The organism is Asticcacaulis sp. AC402 (assembly GCF_000495835.1).
Classification (GTDB): Bacteria; Pseudomonadota; Alphaproteobacteria; order Caulobacterales; family Caulobacteraceae; genus Asticcacaulis.
Genome location: NZ_AWGC01000026.1, coordinates 72,988 through 97,813 on the forward strand (window position 1 = coordinate 72,988; position 24,826 = coordinate 97,813).

At 60.6% G+C, this 24,826-nt stretch carries 20 protein-coding genes; 14 read left to right on the forward strand and 6 right to left on the reverse strand.

The genetic code is table 11. The features are described from left to right. Nucleotides 1-31: 31 nt before the first annotated feature. The 5 genes from thrS (at nucleotide 32) to ABAC402_RS34755 (ending at nucleotide 4,661) form a co-directional block, all read left to right on the forward strand. Nucleotides 32-1,966 carry a threonine--tRNA ligase gene (gene thrS / locus ABAC402_RS34740; protein WP_023450477.1) on the forward strand — a complete coding sequence of 645 codons (1,935 nt, stop codon included), beginning with the start codon at nucleotides 32-34 and terminating at the stop codon, nucleotides 1,964-1,966. A gap of 2 nt (nucleotides 1,967-1,968) precedes the next feature. Then, nucleotides 1,969-2,976, forward strand: a complete 1,008-nt coding sequence (locus ABAC402_RS34745) for a glycosyltransferase (RefSeq protein WP_023450478.1) — start codon at nucleotides 1,969-1,971, stop codon at nucleotides 2,974-2,976. Between the two features lie 230 nt (nucleotides 2,977-3,206). After that, entirely contained in the window at nucleotides 3,207-3,437 is a 231-nt protein-coding gene (locus tag ABAC402_RS40310; protein WP_155847433.1) for a hypothetical protein, read from the forward strand. A 177-nt stretch (nucleotides 3,438-3,614) separates the two neighbouring features. After that, entirely contained in the window at nucleotides 3,615-4,262 is a 648-nt protein-coding gene (locus ABAC402_RS34750; RefSeq protein ID WP_023450479.1) for a hypothetical protein, read from the forward strand. Between the two features lie 141 nt (nucleotides 4,263-4,403). Next, entirely contained in the window at nucleotides 4,404-4,661 is a 258-nt protein-coding gene (locus ABAC402_RS34755; protein WP_023450480.1) for a hypothetical protein, read from the forward strand. A gap of 95 nt (nucleotides 4,662-4,756) precedes the next feature. On the opposite strand, the gene ABAC402_RS34760 is transcribed toward ABAC402_RS34755, so the two are convergent. Then, nucleotides 4,757-6,592 (reverse strand): glycosyltransferase family 39 protein, encoded by a 1,836-nt coding sequence (locus ABAC402_RS34760; protein ID WP_023450481.1) that lies wholly within the window; start codon nucleotides 6,590-6,592, stop codon nucleotides 4,757-4,759. A 118-nt stretch (nucleotides 6,593-6,710) separates the two neighbouring features. Here ABAC402_RS34760 and ABAC402_RS34765 point away from each other — a divergent pair, with 118 nt between their 5' ends. Both ABAC402_RS34765 and ABAC402_RS34770 read left to right on the forward strand, forming a co-directional pair. Then, complete coding sequence (locus ABAC402_RS34765; protein WP_031235832.1) at nucleotides 6,711-7,460, forward strand: glycosyltransferase family 2 protein; 750 nt, start codon at nucleotides 6,711-6,713, stop codon at nucleotides 7,458-7,460. A 32-nt stretch (nucleotides 7,461-7,492) separates the two neighbouring features. Next, nucleotides 7,493-8,008, forward strand: a complete 516-nt coding sequence (locus tag ABAC402_RS34770; protein WP_023450483.1) for a hypothetical protein — start codon at nucleotides 7,493-7,495, stop codon at nucleotides 8,006-8,008. A gap of 341 nt (nucleotides 8,009-8,349) precedes the next feature. On the opposite strand, the gene ABAC402_RS34775 is transcribed toward ABAC402_RS34770, so the two are convergent. Together ABAC402_RS34775 and phaR are read right to left on the reverse strand one after the other, a co-directional pair. After that, nucleotides 8,350-8,610, reverse strand: coding sequence for a hypothetical protein (locus tag ABAC402_RS34775; RefSeq protein WP_023450485.1), 261 nt, complete (start codon nucleotides 8,608-8,610; stop codon nucleotides 8,350-8,352). Between the two features lie 56 nt (nucleotides 8,611-8,666). Then, a complete protein-coding gene (gene phaR / locus ABAC402_RS34780; protein WP_023450486.1) occupies nucleotides 8,667-9,290 on the reverse strand; it encodes a polyhydroxyalkanoate synthesis repressor PhaR in 624 nt (207 codons plus the stop codon). 474 nt (nucleotides 9,291-9,764) lie between these two features. On the opposite strand from phaR, the gene ABAC402_RS34785 reads away from it, so the two are divergent. Together ABAC402_RS34785 and phbB are read left to right on the forward strand one after the other, a co-directional pair. After that, nucleotides 9,765-10,937, forward strand: a complete 1,173-nt coding sequence (locus ABAC402_RS34785) for an acetyl-CoA C-acetyltransferase (protein WP_040410026.1) — start codon at nucleotides 9,765-9,767, stop codon at nucleotides 10,935-10,937. Nucleotides 10,938-10,992: 55 nt separating this feature from the next. Next, on the forward strand, nucleotides 10,993-11,715 hold the full coding sequence (phbB, locus tag ABAC402_RS34790; RefSeq protein ID WP_023450488.1) for an acetoacetyl-CoA reductase: 723 nt from the start codon (nucleotides 10,993-10,995) through the stop codon (nucleotides 11,713-11,715). 272 nt (nucleotides 11,716-11,987) lie between these two features. On the opposite strand, the gene ABAC402_RS34795 is transcribed toward phbB, so the two are convergent. Next, the gene (locus tag ABAC402_RS34795; protein WP_023450489.1) at nucleotides 11,988-13,259 is read right to left on the reverse strand and encodes a serine hydrolase; all 1,272 of its coding nucleotides are present in this window, start codon (nucleotides 13,257-13,259) and stop codon (nucleotides 11,988-11,990) included. A 274-nt stretch (nucleotides 13,260-13,533) separates the two neighbouring features. Here ABAC402_RS34795 and ABAC402_RS34800 point away from each other — a divergent pair, with 274 nt between their 5' ends. Next, entirely contained in the window at nucleotides 13,534-14,274 is a 741-nt protein-coding gene (locus ABAC402_RS34800; protein WP_040410017.1) for a DUF4908 domain-containing protein, read from the forward strand. A 33-nt stretch (nucleotides 14,275-14,307) separates the two neighbouring features. On the opposite strand, the gene gloB is transcribed toward ABAC402_RS34800, so the two are convergent. After that, nucleotides 14,308-15,060, reverse strand: coding sequence for a hydroxyacylglutathione hydrolase (gene gloB, locus ABAC402_RS34805; protein ID WP_023450491.1), 753 nt, complete (start codon nucleotides 15,058-15,060; stop codon nucleotides 14,308-14,310). Between the two features lie 71 nt (nucleotides 15,061-15,131). Between gloB and ABAC402_RS34810 the strand changes: the two genes are divergently transcribed. The 3 genes from ABAC402_RS34810 to ABAC402_RS34820 all read left to right on the forward strand — a co-directional run bounded on the left by ABAC402_RS34810 (nucleotide 15,132) and on the right by ABAC402_RS34820 (nucleotide 17,576). Further along, a complete protein-coding gene (locus ABAC402_RS34810; protein ID WP_023450492.1) occupies nucleotides 15,132-15,872 on the forward strand; it encodes a class I SAM-dependent methyltransferase in 741 nt (246 codons plus the stop codon). 160 nt (nucleotides 15,873-16,032) lie between these two features. Then, nucleotides 16,033-16,521: a histidine phosphatase family protein gene (locus tag ABAC402_RS34815; RefSeq protein WP_023450493.1), complete on the forward strand. Its 489-nt coding sequence runs from the start codon at nucleotides 16,033-16,035 to the stop codon at nucleotides 16,519-16,521. After that, the gene (locus ABAC402_RS34820) at nucleotides 16,521-17,576 is read left to right on the forward strand and encodes a quinone-dependent dihydroorotate dehydrogenase (RefSeq protein ID WP_023450494.1); all 1,056 of its coding nucleotides are present in this window, start codon (nucleotides 16,521-16,523) and stop codon (nucleotides 17,574-17,576) included. The genes ABAC402_RS34815 and ABAC402_RS34820 overlap by 1 nt, the downstream gene beginning before the upstream one ends. 111 nt (nucleotides 17,577-17,687) lie before the next feature. On the opposite strand, the gene ABAC402_RS34825 is transcribed toward ABAC402_RS34820, so the two are convergent. Next, nucleotides 17,688-18,965 (reverse strand): O-antigen ligase, encoded by a 1,278-nt coding sequence (locus ABAC402_RS34825; RefSeq protein WP_235079985.1) that lies wholly within the window; start codon nucleotides 18,963-18,965, stop codon nucleotides 17,688-17,690. A gap of 602 nt (nucleotides 18,966-19,567) precedes the next feature. Here ABAC402_RS34825 and ABAC402_RS34830 point away from each other — a divergent pair. After that, nucleotides 19,568-24,826, forward strand: a 5,259-nt coding sequence (locus ABAC402_RS34830; RefSeq protein WP_023450496.1) for an S-layer family protein, incomplete at its 3' end; no start/stop codon positions are given.

Here is a 24,826-nt window from a genome sequence, read left to right on the forward strand (position 1 = left end):
GCTACAGGTCGCCAGCTAAGAAGTGACTGAGATGACGATAGACTTTACGTTCCCCGACGGTGCCCTTCGCTCCTTCGAGGCGGGAACAACCGGCAGACAGATTGCCGAAAACCTGTCGAAGTCTCTGGCCAAGAAGGCAGTACTGATCAAACTGGACGGGGTTCTGCTGGACCTCGACAGGCCACTCGAGAACGGGGGGAGGCTGGACATCTTGACGCGCGAAGCTCCTGAAGTTCTTGATGTCATCCGTCACGACACGGCCCATATCCTGGCCGAGGCCGTGCAGGAACTGTTTCCCGGCACCCAGGTGACGATCGGTCCCGCCATCGACGATGGCTTCTATTACGACTTCGCCCGCGACGAGCCGTTCTCGACTGACGATTTCCCGAAGATCGAAGCCAGGATGCGTGAGATCGTCGACCGTGACGAGAAGATCCGCCGCGAGGTCTGGGATCGCAACGACGCCATCGCCCACTTTGAATCCATCGGCGAAAAATACAAGGCCGAGATTATCCGCGACCTCCCCGCGTCCGAGGACATCAGCGTCTATTTCCACGGCGACACCTGGAAGGACCTGTGCCTGGGGCCGCACCTGCCGTCCAGCAAGTTTATTGGCAAGGCCTTCAAGCTGACCAAACTGGCCGGCGCCTACTGGCGCGGCGACCACAACAATGCCCAGCTCCAGCGCATCTATGGCACGGCCTGGTCGTCGGAAGCCGACCTGGAAGCCTATATCCAGCGTATCGAAGAAGCCGAAAAGCGCGACCATCGCAAGATCGGCCGCGCCATGGACCTGTTTCACATGCAGGAAGAGGGCCGCGGCATGGTCTTCTGGCACCCCAAGGGCTGGGTGCTGTGGCGCGTTCTGGAAGCCTATATGCGCCGCCGTCTCGACGCTTCGGGCTATGTCGAGGTCAAGACGCCCCAGGTCCTGGACAGGTCCTTCTGGGAGCAGTCGGGCCACTGGGAAAAATACCGCCCTAACATGTTCGTCTGCGAAACCGTCGAGAGCGAAACGCTTTCGTTAAAGCCGATGAACTGCCCGGGTCACGTCCAGATTTTCAAAGTCGGACTGCGCTCCTACCGGGAACTGCCGATCCGCATGGCCGAGTTCGGCGCCTGTCACCGCTATGAGCCGTCGGGTTCGCTGCACGGCCTGATGCGCGTGCGCGGCTTTACCCAGGACGACGCCCACATCTTCTGCCGCGAAGACCAGATCGTCGAGGAGACGGCGAAGTTCGTCCGCCTGACCAAGCTGATCCACAATGATCTCGGCATGGAAACGGCCTATATCAACCTGGCCACACGACCGGAAATCCGCGCCGGTTCGGACGAATTCTGGGATCGCGCCGAAGGCATGCTGGCCGAGGCCGCCAAGCAAGCGGGTGTCGAACCGGTGATCGCCGAGGGTGACGGCGCCTTCTACGCCCCCAAGCTCGACTTCATCGTCAAGGACGCCATCGGCCGCGAATGGACCTGCGGCACCTTGCAACTCGACTATGTCCTGCCGGAACGCCTCGACGCCGAATATGTCGCCGAAGACGGCTCGCGCCAGCGCCCGGTCATGCTCCACCGCGCCATCCTGGGCTCGTTCGAGCGCTTTATCGGCATTATGATCGAAAACTATGCCGGCCGCTTCCCGCTTTGGCTGGCGCCGGTCCAGATCGTGGTCGCACCGATCACATCGGACGCCAACCCCTATGCCGAAAAGGTTGCCGAGGCGCTTCGGGCGGCCGGCCTGCGCGTCGATTCCGACCTGCGCAACGAAAAGATCAACTACAAGGTCCGCGAACACTCCCTGGCCAAGGTGCCGGTGATCGCCGTGGTCGGCCGCAAGGAGGCCGAAACCGGCGAGGTCGCCCTGCGCTTCCTGGGCTCGGACGGCCAGACCATCCTGTCGCTGGCCGATGCCTGCCAGCGGTTGAAAACAGATGCCACCCCACCCGATTTGAGGGAGGTTGGTTAACTATGAATCATAATCTGCCGCCGTCGATTGTGGAGATGTTGAAGGAGCGCAAGCTGGCCACCAGCGAGGCGCACTACTTCGTCCTTCCGCATCTCGACATGTCTCCCTACGATGAGACGGTCGACGGCGTCAGCGTGATCATGATCGTCTACCACACCGGCAAGGTTTTGTTCGAAGCCATCGAAAAAGTGCTGGACGAGCAGCAGGTCCGCCAGTTCATCATTATCGACAATGGCTCGTCGGAAAAGGCAGCGCAGAAGCTGCGCGACCTGAACGACGAATACGATCACATCCTGCTGGTCCAGGGCCACGGCAATATCGGTTTCGCCAAGGCGGCCAATCTCGGTGCCCACCTGGCCAATCAGCCGTGGCTGGTCTTTCTTAACCCGGATGCCTTGCTGCAGCAGGGCTGCATCAAGCGTCTGGTCGAGTCGGCGCGTGGCCAGCCGTCGCCGTGCATTGTCGGTTCGCGCCTGCTGAACCCGGATGGTTCGGAACAACGCGGCGCCCGTCGCGGCGAGGTCACCCCGGTGACCACCCTCCTGGCCCTGACCCGGCTGTCGAAGCTCGTGCCGGACCTTCAGAAGTTCGAGATCCACTACGAAGACAACGAACTGCCTGACGCGCCGCTGCCGGTGCCGACGATTTCGGGCGCCTGTTTTGCGGTGTCCAAGCGCGACTTTGCCCGGCTAAAGGGCTTCGACTCGCACTTCTTCCTGCATGTCGAGGATGTCGACCTGTGCTGGCGGGCGCGCGAAGCGGGCGGCCTGGTGCTGTTCCACCCCAAGGCCGAGGTCATGCACATCGGCCATACCTCGCGGGTCGAGCCCCTGCACGTCGAGTGGAACAAGGGCATGGGGCTGTGCTACTATTTCCACAAGCGCGCCAAGGGGTTCTGGCGCAAGACCTATGTGACCCTGCTCACGCCGGTGATCCTGGCGGTGTCGGTGGCCCGCGCCGTGGTCCGGCCGCGGCTCAGGAACGACGAGGACGAGATCGCCGCCGGGTAGCGTGTATCAGGCGACGCGCGGGCGCCAGCGCCTTGTCTTTTGTCGAGCGCCTGCCAGCTTTTGTGTTTGCGACTTTCGACGACGTCAGACCCTTTGCGTACATTACTTGGCTGAACGGAGTGCGGTCGCTATTTCTGCAATTGGTGTGGCGTCACCATTATGCCGGCTCGAGGACTCGAGAGCCTCTTGTACTGCCAGGATTGGAATCTGCAGATAATGGAGAAGGGCTTGTGAAGAAATTCGATTGGAATATAAGTTACCTTCGGCGATTGACATTAGCTGCGGCACTTTTAATAGGCGTTGGATTAGTATACAAAATTTGTAACGATGGCGCAATGTCACTACTTTCACATGATTTCAGAAAACCTTTGTTATCTGTTTTTGTTGGTGGATTTATTACCGTCGTAGTAGTTTATACTTATAATCTCATTTCCCAGTTCTTTAAAAGCCCTGATCCATAGTTTGTCGAGCGCATTCAGAACATCTGAAGTGGAAAGTACAGAAAACACTGATACTGTGAGAATACAGTGACATGATATCATTTGCAAAAAATATCTGCTATCGCACTATTGTCAGTAGGTTTGTGAAGGAGGCGGCAGGGAACTTGATAAGGTCAACCGAGCTCTAAAGGATGTTCAATGAGTAATGAGGACGCTATCCGAATTGTGCAGATTTATGCCGAGGGACATGCTGAAGGCCTATCGGTAGAAGAAGAAATACGACTGGGTAACGATTTGTTCAACAATCTAAAAAGCATCGAAGACATAGTTCCTATGCTTGTATCAGGTTTTGAGACGGCTGAGTGGCGGGCTTGCTATATCGTTTCAGAATCTGATGAAATTGCCTGTCACGTGTTCCCATATATAATTCCACTTATACGTTCCAAGCGCCCTAGCATTCGCAATATAGCTTGTGAGTGCTATCGCTGGTGCGCAAACTCTGGTGTGCATGTTGCCGAGGTCATCAAATGCCTTGAAGATCCAGAGAGATCTGTGCGTCTTCGTGCTGTGATAGCGTTGAGCGGTATCCATGTACAGTTAATTCAAGACGCGATCGTTAGTTTGAGAATTGAGGGAAAGGTAGAGCTTGCTCACACAGTAGAGATAATCGTTGTTGGCGATCTTCCGTTCCGTGAGCTCAACTTCGAAACCGTCAAGTTAGAAAGCAGGTTGAAAAAGCTCTGCTACTATGTCTTGGCGGTACGTGCAGGAGTGAGTGACGGCGAACTTATTCAATTCGTAAAAACACTGGATGAGCCTGATCTACTATTTTTCCACCGACGATGACGCGAAGATGCAAGATAAAAGGGCGTCTACCCGGAAAAATACGGTGACATGACATCATTTGCATGAGTTGCGTGCTCTTTCACTATCGTCAACAGGTTTGCGAAGGAGGAACCGGTCATAGTCGACCTGCAATGGGCCGACATGGTCAATCCGGGCGGCGTTGTCTGTATGCATGACCACCGCCTGGACAAGTTCCCCGGCGTCGTCTGGTCCGCAACGCATTTCCTGAAAAAGAACCCGAACTTTACGGTTCAGGAAAAAGTCGACTCGTTGATCGTGCTGAAAAAGAACGCCGCAAGCGCCGGCCGGGGCGTGACAGGCGGTGACCTGATGGGCGCCCGGATCGCTCAGGCTCTCAACAAGCTCGAACGCAGCCTGAAGAAGCGTTTCAAGTTCTAGAACGCAATCCGATAAAGTGTGACGCCACGGCACGGGCGTTCCCGTTTTCGGATAAATTGCGCGATAAAACAAAAAACGAGAGCGGGATGCCGCGTCTATTCTGTGATGTTTGGCTCGTCACGAAGGCTCTGCGCCGCCGACTTTGCCGCTTCCGGCACGGGGTTGTCGTACAGGGTCAGCACAACGTCGCGGCCGTTGGAATAGTTGGTGCCCTTCACCTGCGTGACGGTGCGCGGGAAGACGCCCTGCGTCTTGGCAGCCTTCTGGAATTCCGCCTCTTGCCGGGACTCGACGAAGACCGGCCGGCCCTCCTGCAAGGCCTTCACCGCGCCTGCCGCATTCTCGTTCAGCAACTGGGTCTTGGTGCCCATCTCGAAGACGAAACTCGGTTCGGAATAGCCCAGCGTTGCCACCGGCCCCGGCGCAATCCCCAGGCGCGGATCGAGTTTGCTGGCAAGCAGGGCGGCCTCCATCTGGCGCGATACCCAGATCGGCGTCAGCGATGCCGCCAGGCTGACAAAGCTCAAATGCGCGATGACGCCCGAGGCGAGCAGGAAGCCAAAGCCCGTGCGTTGCTGGTTGCGCAGCAAAAGCCAGACAGCAAAGATCATAACCACAAGGGCGGACGCCGCTACGGCGATCAGCAACAGCAGCGAGCCTTGTGTGCCGTACGCCTGGTAACCGAACCAGGCGATCGTCGTCAGCAGCACGCCGCCCAGAAGCGCGAACGCGACATTCACGCCCTTGGCCCAGGTCTTCAGCGGCAGATCCAGCGACACCGCCGCCAGCCAGCACACGGCCGCGAAGGTCGGCAGGGTGTAGTGCGGCAGCTTGGTCGGCATGAGTTCGAAGAACAGGAAGGCCGGCAGGAACCAGGCAACGGCAAAGCGGATCGCCGGTTCGGTGCGGCGCTGGATCGCCGTCTGGATCGCTCCGCCCAGAAGCCCGCACGCCGGAAACAAGGTCACAGACAGCAGCAGGGTATGATAGCCCGGCCAGCCGAAATGGCCTTCCGATCCGCCATCCAGCTTGGTCTTCAGATCGTGACCAACCGCGCCGGTCCAGAAGGCGCCGTCGGTGGCGATGGTGATGGCGACCGCCCAGGGTCCGCAGATGGCCAGGCACAGGATCAGGCCCCAGCCGATATTCAGATGTCTGAGCCAGGTAATACGCCGGTCCCAGCCCCACAGGGTGAGAATCGGCAGGACGATGATCAGGAAGGCCACCGGGCCCTTGACCAGGATGGCAAAGGCGGTCGCCAGCCAGAAGATCCACAGTTCCTTGCGCAGCTTGGGTGGCGGATCGGTCTTGGCGACATCGCGCGTGCGCATGTAGATAATGGCCAAGGCGGCCATGGCCAGGGTCAGGAGCCCGGTCAGAACGGCGTCGGTCTTGGCCCAGAAGGCCTCGGTCGACAGCATGAAGCTGACGGCAAAGATAAGACCGGCCTTGGTGCCGATCCGGGTGCCGAACGCCCGCGACGCCCCCCAGGCGCAGGCGAAGGCCGCCAGGGCAGCACCCAGAAGCGACGGCCAGCGATAGGCCAGGATCTTGCGCGCCTCGACGGTCGAGGTGAGTTTTACAGACGCCGACTGCAGCCAGTGGATGCCGACGGGCTTCTTGTGCCGCGGCCCGTCCTGGTAGTTGATATTGATATAGTCGCCCGTCTCCAGCATCTGTGACGTCGCCTGGGTGAAGCGCGATTCATCGCGGTCCAGCGGCGGCATGATCAGGGCGCAGGGCAGACCAACCAGGAAGGCCACCAGAGCCGCGACAAGCGGACCCCGAAGCCCCCGTGAGGCCTGGCCGAAAAATTCCGTGTGCATCAGCCGGTCCAAACCGGCCTTCAGGCCGGAAAGCGCCAAACCGGCCTTGCGGCCGGAAAGTGCCAGGACGGCTTTGAGATCGGGGATGCGAAACGCGGCGGACATGGCAAGCCTTTTAAGCGCAAGGGCGGGTTAGGGCAAATCCCTGTTTACGACCGGAAGCGGAAGCGATAAGACGAATGGAAATTCCTATCCGCCGCAAAGACTTAAGTTTTCCCGTCATATGGCTTCCCCCAATCCCGTCGCGGTTTCCGTCATAGTCCCAGTTCATAATGAAGAAGGCGCCTGCGTGCAAGTCGCCCGGGAAATTGTCGAGGCCTTTTCAAAGGTTTATGGCACCGACAGTTTCGAGGTCGTCTTCGTCGACGATTCGAGTTCTGACAACAGCCTGGCCCGCCTCAATGCGGCCATGACGGACATGCCGCAGATGCGCGTGCTGCACCATGCCAAAAATGTCGGCAAGAGCGGCGCCATTCGCACCGGCGTCCTGGCGGCGCGCAGCGATATTGTCGTGACCCTGGACGGTGACGGGCAGAACCCGGCCGATGATGCAGCGCGCATGACCCGGGTATTGAGCGCGGCGCCCGACGATATCGGCATGGTCGCCGGCATCCGCCGCAACCGCCAGGACAAGCTGTCGAAAAAGTGGGCGTCGCGCTGGGCCAACGGCATCCGCAAGGCGCTCTTGAACGATGGCTGCGACGATACGGGCTGCGGGCTGAAAGCCTTCCGCCGCGAGGTTTTCCTGCGACTCCCCTATTTCGACCAGATGCACCGCTATTTGCCGTCGCTTGTCGCGCGTGAGGGGTATGGCGTGCTGTCGGAGCCGGTCGATGATCGCTTGCGTACCACAGGTCAATCAAAATATACCAATATTGGCCGTTTGGCAGTGGCGTTATCCGACCTTCCCGGTGTAATGTGGTTGAACAGCCGTTATCGTAAGCCGGGGAAGGTGACGGAAACCGGGCGTTAAGGGTTGCAGACGGGGGTTACGAGGGACTGATCATGGCCATTGATCATCGCGATCTTGTTGCAAAAGAAGTTGCCATCGGCATGTACGATGAACCTCAGCCCACACCAAAAAAGGAAGTCAGCGTGATTACAGCCTTTCCGCTCCTGCTTATACCCTGGTTCGTTTACAACGTCCTGGCTGTCTTCGCCATGTTCAGCGGCACTGACGCCGGGTCGGCCTATCAGGTCATGGTCCAGCCGCTCTTCAGCCTGCCGATGCCGTCGCCGGGCACCAAGTGGACCGTGGCGATCAGCGACATCATCCTGCTGGGCGCCTTGATCTGCCTGTTCTTTGAACTGCTGAAGTCGACCAAGTCGGACAAGGTGGCCATCATCAACCACTCGCTGTCGATGGTGCTGTTCATCGTTTGCCTGGTGGAGTTCTTGCTGCTGCGGCCGTTCGCGACCTCGACCTTCTTCCTGCTGACCTGCATGACACTCATGGATGTGCTGGCAGGGTTTATTGTCACTGCCATCTCGGCGCGCAAGGACATCGACTTCGGGGCGTAAGGTTAGGTTGTCAGAGTTATCGTCGGAACCCCGGTCGCAAGGCCGGGGTTTTGTTCTGAGCGCTTTCCCTTGGAAAGCCCTGAAAGCATGGACGTCATGACAGGCTTGAATAGCCGCGAGCCGGGCCATTGCGGCTCTTGTGGCAGGTTCGTGGTTGAAAGAGCCGACTTGACAGCCGATCAGCCAAATACCGAAAAGATCAGCGTGACCATCAAGGTATCAAACGCGCGGGTCCAGAAACGCGGCGAGGCGAGAAACAGGGCTTTGGCAGGACGGGACACGCGCGACTCCGGGCTTTCAGGAGTCTCACCCGCTGCAATTCGCGTGCCGAAAGATTATGGTTAGATTTCAGTCTTGGTAACCCGGCCAGGGCGGGGCCGGCGGTCGTTCGACCCGGAATATTCCGACTTGAGGTAGGTCGTTTTTGCCCGCTCCAGCGTCTCGGGCCCACCCTTCAGGCCGCGCTTTTCGCCACCGCTCAGAAGCTGGGCGGCAAAGGCGCCTTCGTCGACGCCGGTCGACTTCTTTCGCACAGGCTTAGCCGTGCCATGGTCGATGACCGGGCCGGACGGGACGGGCAGGGAGGATTTGGACTCACTCATGCCCGTCACTATGCCTCAGAATAGCTTAAAAAACGACCACAGACCGTTTCGGTCAATCAGCCTTTTTTGGCGAGCTGATCTATTTGCGCTTTCATCGCTTCCATCTGCTCGCGCAGTTCACGTACCTGATCGGCGTCGGAACGCGCGGCCGGTGTCGGGTCGAGGCCCTCGGTCGCAGCAACGGTCGAGCCGCCGGCATTGGCGAAGGAGAACGGCGAGAACATCCGCATGGCGCGGTCGAACATCGCCAGGTTCTGCGATACCTGCTCATCAAAATAGCCCAGGGCGGGCGAGCCACCAAACGCCTGGGCGAACTGCGATCGAAAACGCTCCTGTTGCTTGGCAAAGCCATCCAGCGACATTTCCAGATAGGTCGGCAGCAGGTTCTGCATGCTGTCGCCATAGAAGCTGATGAGCTGGCGAAGAAACTGGATCGGCAGCAGGTTCTGGCCGCGGCTTTCCTCTTCAAAGATGATCTGCGCCAGGACCGAACGGGTAATGTCGTCGCCCGACTTGGCGTCGAACACCACGAAGTCGATTCCCTGGCGCACCATGTCCGACAGGTTGTCGAGGGTGACATAGGACGAGGTAGCTGTGTTGTAGAGGCGCCGGTTGGCGTATTTCTTGATGATGACGCGGTCACCTTCACCGCGTTTGTTACGAGGTTTTGCTTCACTCACTGCGTTTACTCCCAAGGCTGACCTGCATTTTTGCATCGGTTTTGCGGTCTTTTGCTGCGCCGATTTTGCACCACAATAAACCCTTTTGTGCTTATGCGTAAAGGTCTGTAGTTCCGTGAACAAATATAATTAAATTTCAATAACTTGACGGTAAATCGCCCGGGAGTGGCGCGGCATTGCATGTTGCAGGCCATGTTGCGCACAAAAAATTGACCGGACCGGTCAGATTTCGCGCGGTTTGCACGTGACGCCGCCGGACAGATGGGGCAAGTCTCTGTCACAAAAGAACTTACAATAGGAAACGACAGTTCAAGGCTTCGGGGAAACGGGAAACTTGATTTCGCCCGAAGGGTGTCCTAGAGCCTCATGCCGAAACGTGGATTGCCACTTTTCGGGGCCACCTGAGGCGTCTCACATGCCCCGAAATCAATTTTAATGTCGCCCGCTGTGCCACAGGGAGTTCCCCGCATGTCCATCAACGAAGTCGTCATTGTTTCCGCCGCGCGCACCGCGGTCGGTTCCTTCCTGGGTTCCTTCGCCGCCATACCGGCCCATGACCTCGGCGCCCATGCGATCAAGGCGGCCATCGAGCGCGCCGGGCTGCAACCCGGCGACGTGAACGAAGTCATCCTGGGCCAGGTCCTGCAGGCGGCCCAGGGCCAGGGCCCGGCCCGCCAGGCCTCGGTCAAGGCTGGTGTCCCCTTCGACGCGCCGGCCTGGTCGCTGAACCAGATCTGTGGTTCCGGACTGCGCGCTGTGGCCCTGGGGGCTCAGCAGGTCGGCCTTGGCGAATCGGCGATCGTCGTCGCCGGCGGCCAGGAAAGCATGTCCCTCGCGACCCACGCCGCCTTTATTCGCGCCGGCCAGAAGATGGGTGACCTTTCGCTGGTCGACACCATGATCAAGGACGGACTGTGGGACGCCTTTAACAACTATCATATGGGCACGACGGCCGAGAACATCGCCACCAAATACGCCATCAGCCGCCAGGAACAGGATGAGTTCGCCGTCGCCTCGCAGAACAAGGCTGAAGCGGCCCAGAAGGGCGGCAAGTTCGATGCCGAGATCGCGCCCTTCACCATCAAGGGCAAAAAGGGCGACGTCGTCGTCGACAAGGACGAATTCATCCGTCACGGCGTCACCTATGACGCCATTTCCGGTCTGCGCCCCGCCTTCAGCAAGGACGGCACCGTCACCGCCGCCAACGCTTCGGGCCTGAACGACGGTGCCGCCGCCGTGGTGCTGATGTCGAAGGCCGAAGCCGACAAGCGCGGCCTGAAGCCTCTGGCTCGCATTGTCGCCGCCGGGATTGCCGGGGTCGATCCTGCCATCATGGGCACCGGCCCGATTCTGGCGACGCAAAAGGCGCTCAAAAAGGCCGGCTGGACCGTCGCCGACCTTGACGTCATCGAAGCCAACGAAGCCTTTGCCGCCCAGGCCATCTCGGTCAACCGCGACCTGGGCTGGGACGTGTCCAAGGTCAATGTCAATGGCGGCGCCATCGCCATCGGCCACCCCATCGGCGCTTCGGGCGCACGCGTCCTGGTCACTCTGCTGCACGAACTGCAGCGTCGTGGCGGCGGCAAGGGTCTGGCGACCCTGTGCATCGGCGGCGGTATGGGTGTCGCGCTCGCGGTTGAAGCTTAACGAAATTTCGCCTCCGGGACGACGCTCCGTCCGGCGAATACAAGGGAGAGAAAACATGGGAAGAGTAGCACTCGTAACGGGTGGAACGCGCGGTATCGGCAAGGCCATCGTCAAGCGGTTGAAGGATGCCGGACTGACGGTCGCCGCCGGTTATGCCGGCAACGAAGAAAATGCCCTCAAGGTTGCGCAAGAACTTAACGTCATGATCGTCAAGGGTTCGGTCGACAACTTCTATGACTGCAAGCGCGCCGTCCAGGAAGTCGAAGCCGAACTGGGGCCAATTGAAGTCCTGGTCAACAATGCCGGCATCACCCGCGACGGCTTCTTCCACAAGATGGCGCTGGAGCAGTGGCAGCAGGTCATCCACACCAATATGGACAGCGTCTTCAACATGACGCGCCAGGTGATCGAAGGCATGCGGGAACGTAACTACGGCCGCATCATCAACATCTCGTCAATCAACGGCCAGAAAGGCCAGGCCGGCCAGACCAACTATTCGGCCGCCAAGGCCGGCATGATCGGCTTTACCAAGGCGCTGGCCATGGAATCGGCTGCCAAGGGCATCACGGTCAACTGCGTCGCACCGGGCTACACCTCGACCGAAATGGTCTCTGCCGTCCCGCCGGCGGTGCTGGAAAAGATCGTTGCCGGCATTCCCGTCGGCCGTCTCGGCACGCCGGAAGAAGTCGCCGAAATCTGCGCCTTCCTGGCGTCGGACATGGCCTCCTTTATTACGGGCGCGACCATCGCTGTCAACGGCGGCCAACACATGCTCTGATGCGTGAGGATGGGCTGCAAACCGTCATCTCTCTGCGCGCCCTTGCTCGTGTACGAGATGTACACGTCGCGGCGGGTGCTCGAAAGCTAACGGTTTTCGCCGCATCCTGACGCATCAGCCGACAGAGGGATCAAGAAAAGTGCGTCCTCAGGGGCGCGCTTTTTTCTTATCCCCCACGGCTTTGCCTGCCGGCGAGGCCCGGGGGAGGTGCCGAGAAAGTGAAGCCGAAGGCGCAACGCGTCGAGCCGGAGGAGGTGTTACAAACTCCGAACTTACCCCGCCCCGTCCGCCGATTCCGTCGTCGGCGGTTCAATCCCCAGTTCCTTCATCGCCAGGGTCGTCGCCTGAACGCGCAGGCCGCGTTGCGCCGCCCGGAAGCCCGGCGCGCCGCCGCCGTCGCTGTTGTACAGGATGGCGACCGTTACCTTCTGGTCCGGGAAGGTCCGCAGGTGGCCGGTAAAGCCATTGATCCGGCCGCCGTGCGAGGCGAAGCGGATCGGCCCCTCCTGACCCAGGGTCAGGCCGAAACCGTAGTGCATCTCGTCCTTGCCGCGTTTTTCGATGGCCGGCGTACCGTCCTTGAGCAGGGCTGGCGTCAGCATGGCCAAAAGGCTCTGCGGCTTGACGACCTTGCCGTTCATCAGCGCATGTTGCCACCGGCACAGGTCCTCGGTCGTCGAGCGGATCGCGCCCGCGGCGCCGGCAAAGCTGGGTGAAATCGGCAAAACCTGGTCGAACTTGGTCGGCGCGCGATAGTTGGGGCGATAGCCGGAACAGCCGCTCACCGAATGGCACGACCGGTCGATGGCCGTGTGGGCAAGGCCGGCGGGTTGCGCCAGCCGCAGTTGGACAAAATCGCTCAGGCTCTGGCCCGACAAGCGTTCGACGACAATGCCCAAAAGCGTGAAGCCCGTATTGCTGTAGGCCCAGGTCTGCCCGGGCTGGTGGCGCAGGATGGGCCTGCGCCGGGTCATGATGTCGATCAGTTCAGCCGCCGTATAGTCGCGCGCTTGCGCTTCGGTGAGGATGATCATGCTCTGGCCATTGATGTAGTCGTTCAGCCCCGACGTATGGCTCATCATCTGGCGCAGGGTGAAGTCACCGGCGTTCGGAAATTCGGGCACGAATTTGGACAGTGGATCGTCGACCGAGAGCTTGCCTGCCTCCGCCAGCAGCAGGATGGCCGCGGCGGCGAAATGCTTGGTGATCGAGGCGATGCGGAACCCGGTCTGCGGGGTGATGGCCTCGCCACTATCGAGCCTGGCGACCCCAAAGCCGCGCGAATAGACCATGACGCCGTCGGACATGACGCTGAGCGACAGGCCCGGCGTGAGCTTGGCAGCGACCATCTGTTCGCCCAGCGCGTCGAGCGTCGGCCACACCTTCAGAGGCGGCGGCATGGCCGCTTTCACGGCCGGGGCAACGGACCTTTGGCTGTTGAGATAGAGTCCGCCCACGGTGACAGCGCCGAGACCGGCACCGGTCAGTCCGGCCAGGAGGGCGCGGCGGTTGAGCTTATGCGGCACGGGGTCGGTTTGCGTCATACTGGTACTCGTACTGTCTGTGGGCCTGCGCTCGGATCCATCGACTCGAAGCGCCTGTGCGCCAACAGGTAGCTGGGAATCTGGCGTGAATACCGGTGAAAGTCCAGCCTATTCCGCGAACCTTTCCAACTTCTTTCCAGTCTTCTTTCTGGCACACAACGGCCTTAATTTATTTTAATGCACGTCTAAAATTCGCCCAAGTCCCCGCCTATCAATCCCGCCAATGCCAATCCGTTCCGCACATCCTTTCGGTTGCCTTTTGACGCTAGGCCTGATGCTTCTGATGGGAGCGGGGGCGGCGCAGGCACAAGCTCTGGGGCAATCCCTGCAAGAGCGAATGTTCGGCAAGGGCCAGGACGGCCAGACCCCGTCGACGCACTCGGTCGCCCGGTTCGAATCCGAGGATGGTGCAACCTTCATACTCGATGAATCCGGTCGTCAGCCGCTGATCCGTTTCGACGGTGAAACAGAGGTGTGGTCGCTGACCGTGACCCAGGGCGCCAAGGGTGACCGGATCTACAAGAACGATATCGGCCAGCCGGTGCTGAAATCGACCCGTTGGGGCGGCCTGATCCTGTTTACCGACGAACGGCCGACGGGCGATCCTGTGGCCATGACCGGCAAGGCCGAGGCGTTCCGCCACGGGCGGATGTCGCCGGCTCTGCTTTGGCAAACCCTGGCCAAGGGCAGCAAGCGTGTGTCCCAGGCCCTGGGCCGGCTGGTGCCGTTCGATGCGCCCAATGTCACGCCGGGCGCAGACGCCCTGTACGCCCAGGCGGCGGATGTCACCTCCGTCGCCCTGGTTCAGGTGGCGCTGCAGGGCAAGGGCAAACAGCGGCTGGGCGGGGTCGAGTCGGTGCAGTTCGTCGAAGGCCGTCCGCCCAGCGCCACGGTGACCAATGGCGTACTGGTGATGAAGCTGGACGTCTCGCGCGGCTCATGGGGCGGGCATGTCTCGTCCAAGCGCATCGTCAATGTCATCATGTCCGACTATTCGGTCGCCGACCGGCGATAAGGACATTGCGCCTCCCGCGCCTGAGGGGGTTTCTCAACCCTGAAACACATCTTTCGCCGCGCGCAGTTCGCCAAACTTCGCGGCCTGGGCGGCAAAGCCCTGTTCCATCAGGGGGTAACGCAGGAATGGGTTGCTCGCCCGCTCTTCGGCCACCGTTGAAGGGACCGTATAGTCTCCACGCTCGCGCAACGCCCGTATCCGGTCGCCTCGCGCCTGCAACGCCGCGTCCACACCCAGGCTTTCGGCGAATTTGAGATTGGCCAGGGTGTATTCGTGGGCGCAGTACAGAGTCGTATCGCCGGGCAGTTCGGCCAGCCGCAGCAGACTGGCCCAGTAAAGCTCAGGCGTGCCCTCGAACATCCGGCCGCAGCCCAGTGGAAACAGCACATCGCTGATAAAGGCATTGCCGCCGCTGCGATCGAGATAGCCGATAACCCCCAGCGTATGCCCCGCCAGGCCAACCACATCCAGCTTTGTCTCACCGAGCCTGAACACATCGCCGTCCCTGAGCACATGGTCGAGCGGCCAGCGCTTGCGCACTTCCTCCGCCCCGTAGATGGGGCAACCGAAGCGCGCCTGAACCTCGGCATTGCCCCCGCCATGGTCGGGATGCCAGTGGGTGTTGAGAATAAAGTCCAGTCCCGGCAGGCCGCGTTCCTCAACCCGGGCAATAATGCGCGCGGCCTCCGGCGTGTCGATGGCCGCGGTAATGCCGGTCGCTTCGTCGGTGACCAGGAAACCGTAATTGTCGCTCAGGCAGGGAAAGATATCGATTTTCAGGCCCATTTTGTGGCGCTCCCTGCTATAGATTCGAACACGCCCTATATGTAGGTTGTTGTCAGCAAAAAGGAACCCGCGTGCGCCGTGGTGTCGAAGACCTCAATCGTTTCTACGCTGCACCGGAAGGCGTGGTGGCGCGACGCCTGATCGGCGCCAAGGTGCACGAGGCATGGACGGATGTCCGCGGGCTCGATGTCCTGGGCATCGGCTATTGCACGCCTTATCTTGATCGCTTCGTCGAGGCGCGCCGCGTGCTGCAGGCCATGCCGGCCGCCCAGGGGGCAGAGATTTGGCCGGCCGACCTGAAGGTGCGCACCACCCTGGTCGAGGAGGCGGCGCTGCCGTTCCCGACCGCCCTGTTTGACCGCATCCTGATGATCCATGCCCTGGAAGAATCGGCGACACCCCACGGTCTCCTATGTGAAGCCTCGCGTCTGCTGTCGCCGGCCGGGCGGCTGATTATCGGCGTGGCGGCGCGTGGCGGCTTCTGGGCCCATGCCGAAAAGACGCCCTTTGGCTATGGTCAACCCTATAGCCGGATGCAGCTCGAAAACGCCTTGCGCGATGCCGACCTTGAGCCCCTGGCCTGGAGCTATGCTCTCTATACGCCGCCCATGCCGCCGTTCCTCGGCTGGGCCGGGCCGCTGGACAGCATCCTGCCGCGCATCTGGCCGCTGAAGGGCGGGCTGATCCTGATGGAGGCCGGCCGCAAGCCCTTCGTCGCCCATACCGTCAAGGCGCAACCGTCGCTGTTGCAGGAACTGCGTGATGTGCTGGGCGTCCAGCAGCCCGTGCCGACCTCGAAGGAACTGGCATAGAGCGCATCCTAAAAAGTGTGACGCACGTTTTGGATTAAGATGCGCGCAAAAACAAAAAACTCAGAGCGGCTTGTATTCTGCCAAACGTTTCCATCTGAACACATCCCGCTCCAGCGGCTTACCGGTTGCCGTAGATGCGATTCTGGGCCATAGCGGGAGCATGAAACACCTGATCATTATGCGCCACGCCAAGGCCGAAAAGGATGCGCCTTCGGGCGAAGATTTCGATCGCCGGCTGACCGGCCGCGGTCGCGAAGAAGCCGCTTCCGTTGCCGCGGCATTGAAATCATATGGCCTTAAACCGGACTTCGCCCTGGTCTCGGCGGCTGCGCGCACACGTGACACCTTCGCCCAGGTCGAGGGCGTGTTTGGTACCATTGCCGCCCTGGTGTCGAGGGACGTCTACAATGCGGGGCCTGACGCCCTGCGTCGTGCGGTCGAGACTCACGAAGGCGATGGTGACTGCCTGCTGTTGGTGGGGCACAATCCCGGCGTCCAGGCTTTGGTCGCCGACTACCTGTTCGAAGGTGCTGCCGGTGCTGAGATTATAGAAAAGGTCCGCGGCGGCTACCCGACCGCAACGGCGACCGTGTTCGAAGTCGATGCCGCTGGCCGCGCCATCTATGACGGCATCTATCTGGCCCGGTGATGTATTCTCTCGCCACCCGCGCCCTTCATGTCTTGCCGCCGGAAACGGCGCACACCGTCACCATCCAACTGCTGAAGGCCGGTCTCGGGCCGGTGTCATCGCTGAAGACGCCCGAACTGGCGGTCGATGTGCCCTTCGACGGCGGCGTTCTGCGCTTTCCCAACTGCGTCGGTCTTGCCGCCGGCTTTGACAAGAATGCCGACGTGCCGCTGGCTATGGCGCGCGCCGGGTTCGGCTTTGTCGAATGCGGGACCGTCACGCCCCTGTCCCAGGAGGGCAATCCTAAGCCGCGCCTGTTCCGCTTGCGCGAAGACGAAGCCGTCATCAACCGTATGGGTTTCAACAATGGCGGCCTTGAGGCCTATGCCCGCAATCTCGAAGGCGCAAAGGGCAGGGCGGTCATCGGTCTAAACATTGGCGCTAACAAGGACGCCGCCGACCGCATGGCCGACTATGTCACGGGCTTAAAGCGCCTGTGGGGGCTGGGGTCGTACTTTACCATCAACATCTCGTCGCCCAACACACCGGGATTGCGGGCCTTGCAGGGACGGTCGCACCTGGACGACCTGCTGGGGCGGATCGCCGAGACGCGCCGTTCCCTCACCCAGGCCACCCGTCAGAACATGCCGGTCTTTCTCAAGATCGCGCCGGATCTCGACGACGCCGAGATCGAGGACACGGTGCTGGCCACGCTGGATCACGGGTTGGAGGGGCTGATCGTCTCCAACACCACCCTGTCGCGCAACGGCCTGCGTTCGTCTTTTGCCTCCGAAGCCGGCGGCATGTCGGGTAAACCCTTGTTCGAGCTGTCGACCCGGGCGTTGAAGGTGGCCGCAACCGCCGCCGCTGGCCGGCTGGTGCTGATCGGTGCGGGCGGCATATCGTCGGGTGCGCAGGCCTATGCCAAGATCCGCGCCGGTGCATCCCTGGTCCAGCTCTATTCCGCCCTGGTCTACCAGGGGCCAGGCTTGGCCGACGCGGTCCGCCGCGACCTGGTGGCGCGTCTGAAGGCTGACGGTTTTGCGACGATCTCCGAAGCCATAGGCAAGGGCTGATCTGATTTTGCCTCTCCCCGCCTGCGGGGAGAGGACGAGAGCCGAGCGAAGCGTGGGCGATCGGGTGAGGGGCCTTCAGAGGACGCTACGCAAAGGCGCTACCGTCGCTTCCTACCGCTCGCTTTCCAGCGCGTTGGCCGTCAATCGCGCCATGGCGCAGACAAACAGCGCCCACACCAGCGAATTCTGGGACAGGATAAAGCTCTCCGACAGGATCAGGAAGCTGAACAGCATGAGCATAAGGACCGAGAAAAACCCGTCCTTGACCCGGTCATAGCGAAATAACGCGCAGAAGAAACAGGCCACCAGACAGGCGCCAAACAGGATCACCCCGACCCAGCCCAACTGGATCAGCAGATCCAGCCAGCCATTGTGCGCCGACGGGACCTCCCAGCTGGTTTCCTGGCGTACCACGGCGGCAGGGACGGAATCCTTTGTCCAGAACGCCTTGTAACCATAGCCCAGCAAGGGCCGTTTGTCCGACAGCCGGCCCAGAGACTCCCAGATTTCGGTCCGTCCGGTCAGGGTCGGGTCCTTGCCCAGCGCCTTGAAGATCAGTTCAGGCGCCATCACGTAGAGTGCCATGCCGACCAGCGAAACGGTCGCCGCCAGCCAGACGAAGAGGATGCTGAGCACGCCGCCTTTCTTTAGAGCAAAAAAAACCGGAAACGCGCCGGCGACCAGCATACAGGCCAGCAGCGAGGTTTTGGACCGGGTCATCAGCACCAGGAAGAACATCAGGACGGCAAAGCCTATCCACAGCCGCCGCCGTTCCGGCACCTGGTAGGCCGTGGTCGTGCACGCGATGAAACCCAGGGTCATCATGGCCGCCATCTGGTTCTTTTCGTACCACAGGCCCCTCCACAGGCCGGCATTGACGTCCTGGTGAATGCCGAAGCCGGGCGTAGCAACACAGGCGATCAGGGCGCCGACCGCCAGGATCGCGAAGCTGATCCCCAACAATTCGGTGAGGTGCGGCCCGCGCCACCGCGCCCCCAGGTACAGACCAAAAACGCAGGTGAAGAACAGGGCGATGGTCCGTCGCGTGGTGACGCCCGGCTCGATCGACCAGAATTTTGACGCGAAACAGAACAGGATCAGGCCACCAATCATGAAGACCGCGGGCAGGATATTGAGAAACTTGTCCCAGCGCAGCAGCGACAAGAGCAGGGCTATGCCGTAGACCGGCAGCCACAACAGCCGCAGGAAGCCGGCCTCCTCACCCTGGGTCGGGTTGAACAGCGGCCCGACCAAGGCGTTGGACAGCATGAGAAAGCAGAATATGGTCAGGCCGGCTTCGGCACGGAAGATCCACAGGGCCATGCCATCCAGACGCGCAGGCGCGGCCGGTGGTCGGCTTGAAGTCAGGATCGTCGCAGGTGTCGGCACGTTTTGTAGCCTGAGGAAAGCCCAAACCGTAACCGCAAAAGGTCAAGATAAGGTTCAAATCGCTTTTCAAGCGCTAAAGCGTAATCCGATAAAGTGGATGCCACCGCACGGGCGCTCCCGTTTTCGGGAAAATTGCGCGACAAAACAAAAAACCAGAGCGAGATGTCGATTCTACCTAAAGCCATTCCGCTCTAGCCAGGCAACACTTTGGAACGGTGTTAAGGCGATCGCTGCAGGGCGGCATGCCAAAAATGAGGCATAGGCGGCATCTGCCTTAAAGAACTTATTAAGCGAAAAAGTTCATAGTCTTGCAGCTAGCAGGAGAAAAATTCTGCCGGCTGCAACCAAATCAACAACGAGAAACAAGCAGGGCTAGGGGCTGGACTCCAGGGTGAGCGTAGGGCTGAGCAGCGCACAGACGCGGGTTAAGCCATGGTTTTCCTGACACAATTGGCCGGCGATCGGCCGTCTCAGACCGGAGTGCCCCTCTCCGGCAGAGGCGGCGTGAGCCTTGCCCGCACAACTCGGAAGCGAAATTTTCCAGATTGATTCGCTGATTTTCTCCATACGCGCGCACGGCGCACATCCTGAAGGGCCACACCATGGTTGATATAGCCGCAGATACCGCAACCACCGCCGAAATCGAAATCGAAGGCGTTTTTGACGGCATTCTGGAGACGCACGACGATATCGACTGGGTTAAGGTCGTTATAACGGAAGAGGGAACCTATCAGTTTTCCCTTACGGTCACTGACGGGGATCTCAACGACGGCTACCTCATTCTTTACGATGCGGAAGGCATTCAGATCAGCCTGAATGACAATGGAGGCGGCGGTCAGGCCGACGTAATGCAATCAACGCTGCAAGCAGGAACCTATTTTCTGGCTGCAGCCGCGCAGGGCGGCATTAATGCCGGGACCTACCATATGACGGCCTCTCTGATCCAGAGCAACGCCGCTCCGACCTTCAGCGGCACAGACACCCTGCCCGGCGTTGCCGAAGGCGACAACGCCCAATACACCTTGCTCGACCTGCTGGGCAACGCCGCCGACGACGACAACGATGACACCTTGTCGATCGACGGCGACGTCTTGGTCAAGGACGGCGACGACGACATCATCGGTACGGCCGCCCTGAACAACGACACCTACACCATTACCCTGTCCGACGAAAACTATAACGGCGATGTCTACCTGACCTACACCGTCACCGATGGTACGGACACGGTCGCGGGTTCCGCCACCTATAACGTTTCCGCCGTCAACGACGCTCCGACCGGCGCGCCGAACGGCACAATCAACGACGGCGTCGAAGACACGCCCCAGGTCGTACTGGAATCCACCCTGCTGGCCGGTTTCTCGGACGTCGACAACACCCTGTCTGTCACCGGGCTCAGCTCCGAGCAAGGCACCTTTGAAGCGACCGACGGAGGCTGGACCTTTACGCCGGAAGAGAACTACAATGGCACTGTGATCATCAGCTACAACGTGAGCGATGGTACAGAAAGCCTCGTCGGCCAGACCCGCAGCTTCAACCTCGCGGCCTTCAATGACGCGCCGACGGGCACGCCGACGGGCACAGTGGCCGACGGCACGGAAGACCAGACTCAGATCATTGCGGAAACGACTCTGCTTGACGGTTTCAGCGACGTCGACGGTACCCTGTTCGTCTCCGCTATCGAGGCGGATCACGGCGCCTTTGAAGAGACCGAAGGTGGCTGGATATTCACGCCGGAAGAGAACTACAGCAGTACAGTCGAGATCACCTACACGGTCAGCGACGGCTTCGCTAGTCAGAGCGGGCAAACCCGTACGTTCAACCTGTCCCCCGTCAACGACACCCCGACCAACAGCGGCAATGTCAGCCTGAACGACACCATCGAAGGCGCCAGCGTCACCACCACGGTCACCGCCCTGCTGGCCAATGCCGACGATATCGACGGCGACACCCTGTCCATCCAGGACGGCGAGATTAGCGTCACCGACGGCGACGGCACCATTATCGGCTCGGCCTCGATCTCGGGCGATGATGTCACAATCACCCTGACCGACCTCGACTACAACGGTGAGGTCAACCTAGATTACATCATCACCGATGGCGAAGCGACTGTGGCCGGCTCCGCCTCCTACAACCTCGATGCCGTCAATGACGATCCGACCGGTACGGCGGCCGTCATTGCTGACAAGGTCGAGGACACCCCCTTCTCGCTGACCCGCGCGCAGCTTCTCGCCAATATTTCGGATATTGAAGATGCCGACGAAGATCTGACGATCACCATCGGTGCCGTGACCGGTGGCACCTTCATCCTCAACGGAATATCCGGTGACTACGACTTTACGCCGACCACTGACTTCGTTGGTGCCGCGTCGATCACCTACACCGTCACCGACATCGACGACGGCGACATCGAAGTCACCAGTAATTTCACCATTATCGCGGCGGATTTACCCAATGACGATACGACGACCGCGCAGGTCATGGTGGACGGAGAGGCCTTTACCAGCCTTCTCGGAACAAATGATGACATTGACTGGGTCAAGGTCGTCATAACGGAAGCTGGCACCTACGCGTTTGATCTCGCTCTTACTGATGGCGGATTAAACGATGGTCATATGATGCTTTTCGATGCGAGTAGTAACTTCCTGACCTATGATGGCGATAGCGGGCCAGGCCTCGATCCCAGAATTGTCGTTACGCTTGAGCCAGGAACCTATTATCTCGACATCGTCAATAACAACCCTGTCGCGGGCACCTACAGCCTGACGGCAACGTCCGTCAACGACGCCCCGACCTTTGGCGACCAGGACACCCTGACCGGCGTCGATGAAGGCACGAACGCTCAGTTTACATTGAGCGAATTGCTCGGCAATGCCTCAGATCCCGAAAACGACACGCTCTCAATCGATGGCCCTGTAGTCGTCAGGAACAGCGACGACAGCATCATCGGTACCGCCGCCCTGGACGACGATACCTACACAATCGCGCTCGATGACGAAGACTACAACGGTGACGTTTTCCTGACCTACACCATCACCGACGGTACCGAGACCGTTGCCGGTTCCGCTACCTACACGGTCAACTCCGTCAATGACGAACCGACGGGTACAGCCGCGGTCATCACAGATAAGGCCGAGGACGCGAACTTCTCCCTGACCCGAGACCAACTGCTGGCGAACATCTCCGATGTCGAAGACCCCGAAAAGGAGGAACTGATCATCACGATCGGCACCGTCGTTGGTGGAACCTTTGTCTTCAACGAAGGAACCGAAGATTACGACTTCACGCCGACCGCCAACTTCCATGGCGACGCCTCGATCACCTACACGGTCACTGACAGCGAGGACGCTGAGATCGAAGTAACCAGCGAGTTCACCATCACCTCGGTCAATGACGGTGGGCCGGTCCTGACCGGTGATCCGACCGACCTGGGCAACCCCATCGCCAACGACACCTTTGCCTTTACGGCGGACGACCTGCTGGAAGGCTATACCGACGTCGACGATGACGATCTGTCGATCAGCGGCGCCGTGACCTCCAACCATGGCACCGTCACCGACCTGGGCGGCGGCGACTACAGCTTTGCCCCGTCCGAGGACTATATCGGCAAGGTCACCTTCAGCTTCGGCGTCACCGACGGCAACGTCACCGTGGACGGCGCCCTGTCGACCTACGTCATCAGCGACACCGACGACCTGGTCACGACCTACAACCCGCTGACCCAGGGTGCGGTCAACACTGTGACGACGGGCGCCCAGAATTCTTCGTCCGTGGCGAAACTGACCGGCGGCGGCTATGTCGTCACCTGGACCGGCACCGACCTGGTCGGCAGCACCGCCAGCGTTGGCATCAAGGCCCAGCGCTTCAACAATGACGGTACCACCAACGGGTCTGAATTCCAGGTCAACACCACCAACTCCAACCAGCAGTATCAGCCGACCATCACCGGCCTGTCCGGTGGCGGCTATGCCATTGCCTGGGCGTCAAACGTCCAGGACGGCTCGGCCTACGGTGTCTATCTCAAGCAGTACAACGCCGCCGGCACCGTCGTCCTGGCCGAAACCCGGGTCAATACGAATACCGGTTCTGACCAGCACCAGCCGGTCATCACCGCCTTCAGCGATGGCAGCTATATGGTCTCGTGGGCCAGCGCCTCGATCAACACCGGCGACGGCTCCAGCTTCGGCATCGCCGCCCAAAGGTTCAATGCCAACGGCACGACCTCGGGCTCGGAATTCCTGATCAACGTTTACACCACGAGCGACCAGCAAAGCCCGGCCATCACGGCGCTGGCTGACAACAGCTTTGTCGTCACCTGGCACAGCAACGGCCAGGAAGGCTCGGGCCTGGGCTACGGCATCTATGCCCAACGCTATAACGCGTCCGGCGTCGCCCAGGGTGAAGTCCGTGTCAATACCGTCACCACCGGCAACCAGCGCTTCCCGGCCACGGCCGCCCTCGACGACGGTGGCTATGTCATCGCCTGGCAGGACAGTTCCACCACCGACGTCCACTTCCAGCGCTATAACGCCTCAGGCGTCGCCCAGGGCGCTAACACCACGGCCAACAGCGGCGCCACGACCGGCACCCAGACCGACCCGGCCATCGCGTCCTTGAGCACCGGCGGCTTTGTCATCGTCTGGACCAGCAGCACTGACGGCAACGGTTCGGGCATCTACGCCCAGCGCTTCCATGCTGACGGCACCACCGACGGGGATGCCCTGCTGGTCAACACCACCACCACCGGCGAACAGGTCGCCCCCTCGGTCGCCACCCTGACCAATGGCAGCTTCGTCGTTACCTGGACCTCGCCGGACGCCTCGGGCACCGGCATCTTCCAGAAGATCATCGAAGCCAATACCGCACCCTACCTCGAAGCCGACCAACGTGCCTTGCCGTCGACCACCGAAGACACGCCGATCCAGATCCACGCCTCCGACCTGATCGTCGGCGTAGCGGACGGTGAAAACGACAGCCTGGATGTCACCAGCATCACCGGCGACAATTTCACGGCGTCCGCCATCGGAAGCATGTGGACCATCACCCAGGATGAAAACTTCAACGGCACCCTGACCCTGAACTACACGGTCTCGGACGGTCGTGGCGGCACCCTGGACCTGACCCAGGAACTGGTCGTCACCGCCGTCAATGATGCACCGATCGTGACCGGCGACCTCGACGACACGGCGACCGAAGGCGGCTCCAGCGTCGTCATCGACGCGCTCGACAATGTCACCGATGCAGAAGACGACGACCTGACCATCATCGCGGAAGACACCCTGCCGGACGGTGTCACCCTGTCGGGCTCCACCTTCACCTTCGACCCAACCGACGAAGCCTACGACTACCTGGCCGACGGCGAAACCACCGACATCGTCATCGACTATGAGATCAGCGACGGCACGACGACGGCCGAATCCTCGATCACCATCACGGTCACCGGCACCAATGATGGCCCTGTTATCGCCGATGGCGGCGACATCACCGGCGCGGTCACCGAAGATGACGTGGAACTCGTGACGTCGCTCCTTGCGGCACCGGTAACGGACAATCTCACCGCGACAGGCCAACTCGACTTCGGCGATGTCGACCTGAGCGATGAACACACGGTTACGGTCACGGCTGGCAATGTGCTTTCCGCCCCTTCGGTCTATTATGGCGAACTGACAGCAGAGGTCAGCAATGCCTCGACCGACGACGGCGCGGGCACCATCGCCTGGACCTTCACGGTGGCCAATGACGACGTCCAGTTCCTGGGCCTTGGAGAGAGCCTGACCCAGACCTATGAGATCGAGGTCGACGACGGCAAGGGTGGTACAGCGACGGAGACCGTCACCATCACCATTAACGGCCGCAATGACACG

Coding starts and splice junctions, on each gene's coding strand:
- thrS (WP_023450477.1), top strand. CDS start 32: ATGACGATAGACTTTACGTTCCCCGACGGTGCCCTTCGCTCCTTCGAG.
- ABAC402_RS34745 (WP_023450478.1), top strand. CDS start 1,969: ATGAATCATAATCTGCCGCCGTCGATTGTGGAGATGTTGAAGGAGCGC.
- ABAC402_RS34750 (WP_023450479.1), top strand. CDS start 3,615: ATGAGTAATGAGGACGCTATCCGAATTGTGCAGATTTATGCCGAGGGA.
- ABAC402_RS34755 (WP_023450480.1), top strand. CDS start 4,404: ATGGTCAATCCGGGCGGCGTTGTCTGTATGCATGACCACCGCCTGGAC.
- ABAC402_RS34760 (WP_023450481.1), bottom strand. CDS start 6,592: ATGTCCGCCGCGTTTCGCATCCCCGATCTCAAAGCCGTCCTGGCACTT.
- ABAC402_RS34765 (WP_031235832.1), top strand. CDS start 6,711: ATGGCTTCCCCCAATCCCGTCGCGGTTTCCGTCATAGTCCCAGTTCAT.
- ABAC402_RS34770 (WP_023450483.1), top strand. CDS start 7,493: ATGGCCATTGATCATCGCGATCTTGTTGCAAAAGAAGTTGCCATCGGC.
- ABAC402_RS34775 (WP_023450485.1), bottom strand. CDS start 8,610: ATGAGTGAGTCCAAATCCTCCCTGCCCGTCCCGTCCGGCCCGGTCATC.
- phbB (WP_023450488.1), top strand. CDS start 10,993: ATGGGAAGAGTAGCACTCGTAACGGGTGGAACGCGCGGTATCGGCAAG.
- ABAC402_RS34795 (WP_023450489.1), bottom strand. CDS start 13,259: ATGACGCAAACCGACCCCGTGCCGCATAAGCTCAACCGCCGCGCCCTC.
- ABAC402_RS34800 (WP_040410017.1), top strand. CDS start 13,534: ATGCTTCTGATGGGAGCGGGGGCGGCGCAGGCACAAGCTCTGGGGCAA.
- gloB (WP_023450491.1), bottom strand. CDS start 15,060: ATGGGCCTGAAAATCGATATCTTTCCCTGCCTGAGCGACAATTACGGT.
- ABAC402_RS34815 (WP_023450493.1), top strand. CDS start 16,033: ATGAAACACCTGATCATTATGCGCCACGCCAAGGCCGAAAAGGATGCG.
- ABAC402_RS34820 (WP_023450494.1), top strand. CDS start 16,521: ATGTATTCTCTCGCCACCCGCGCCCTTCATGTCTTGCCGCCGGAAACG.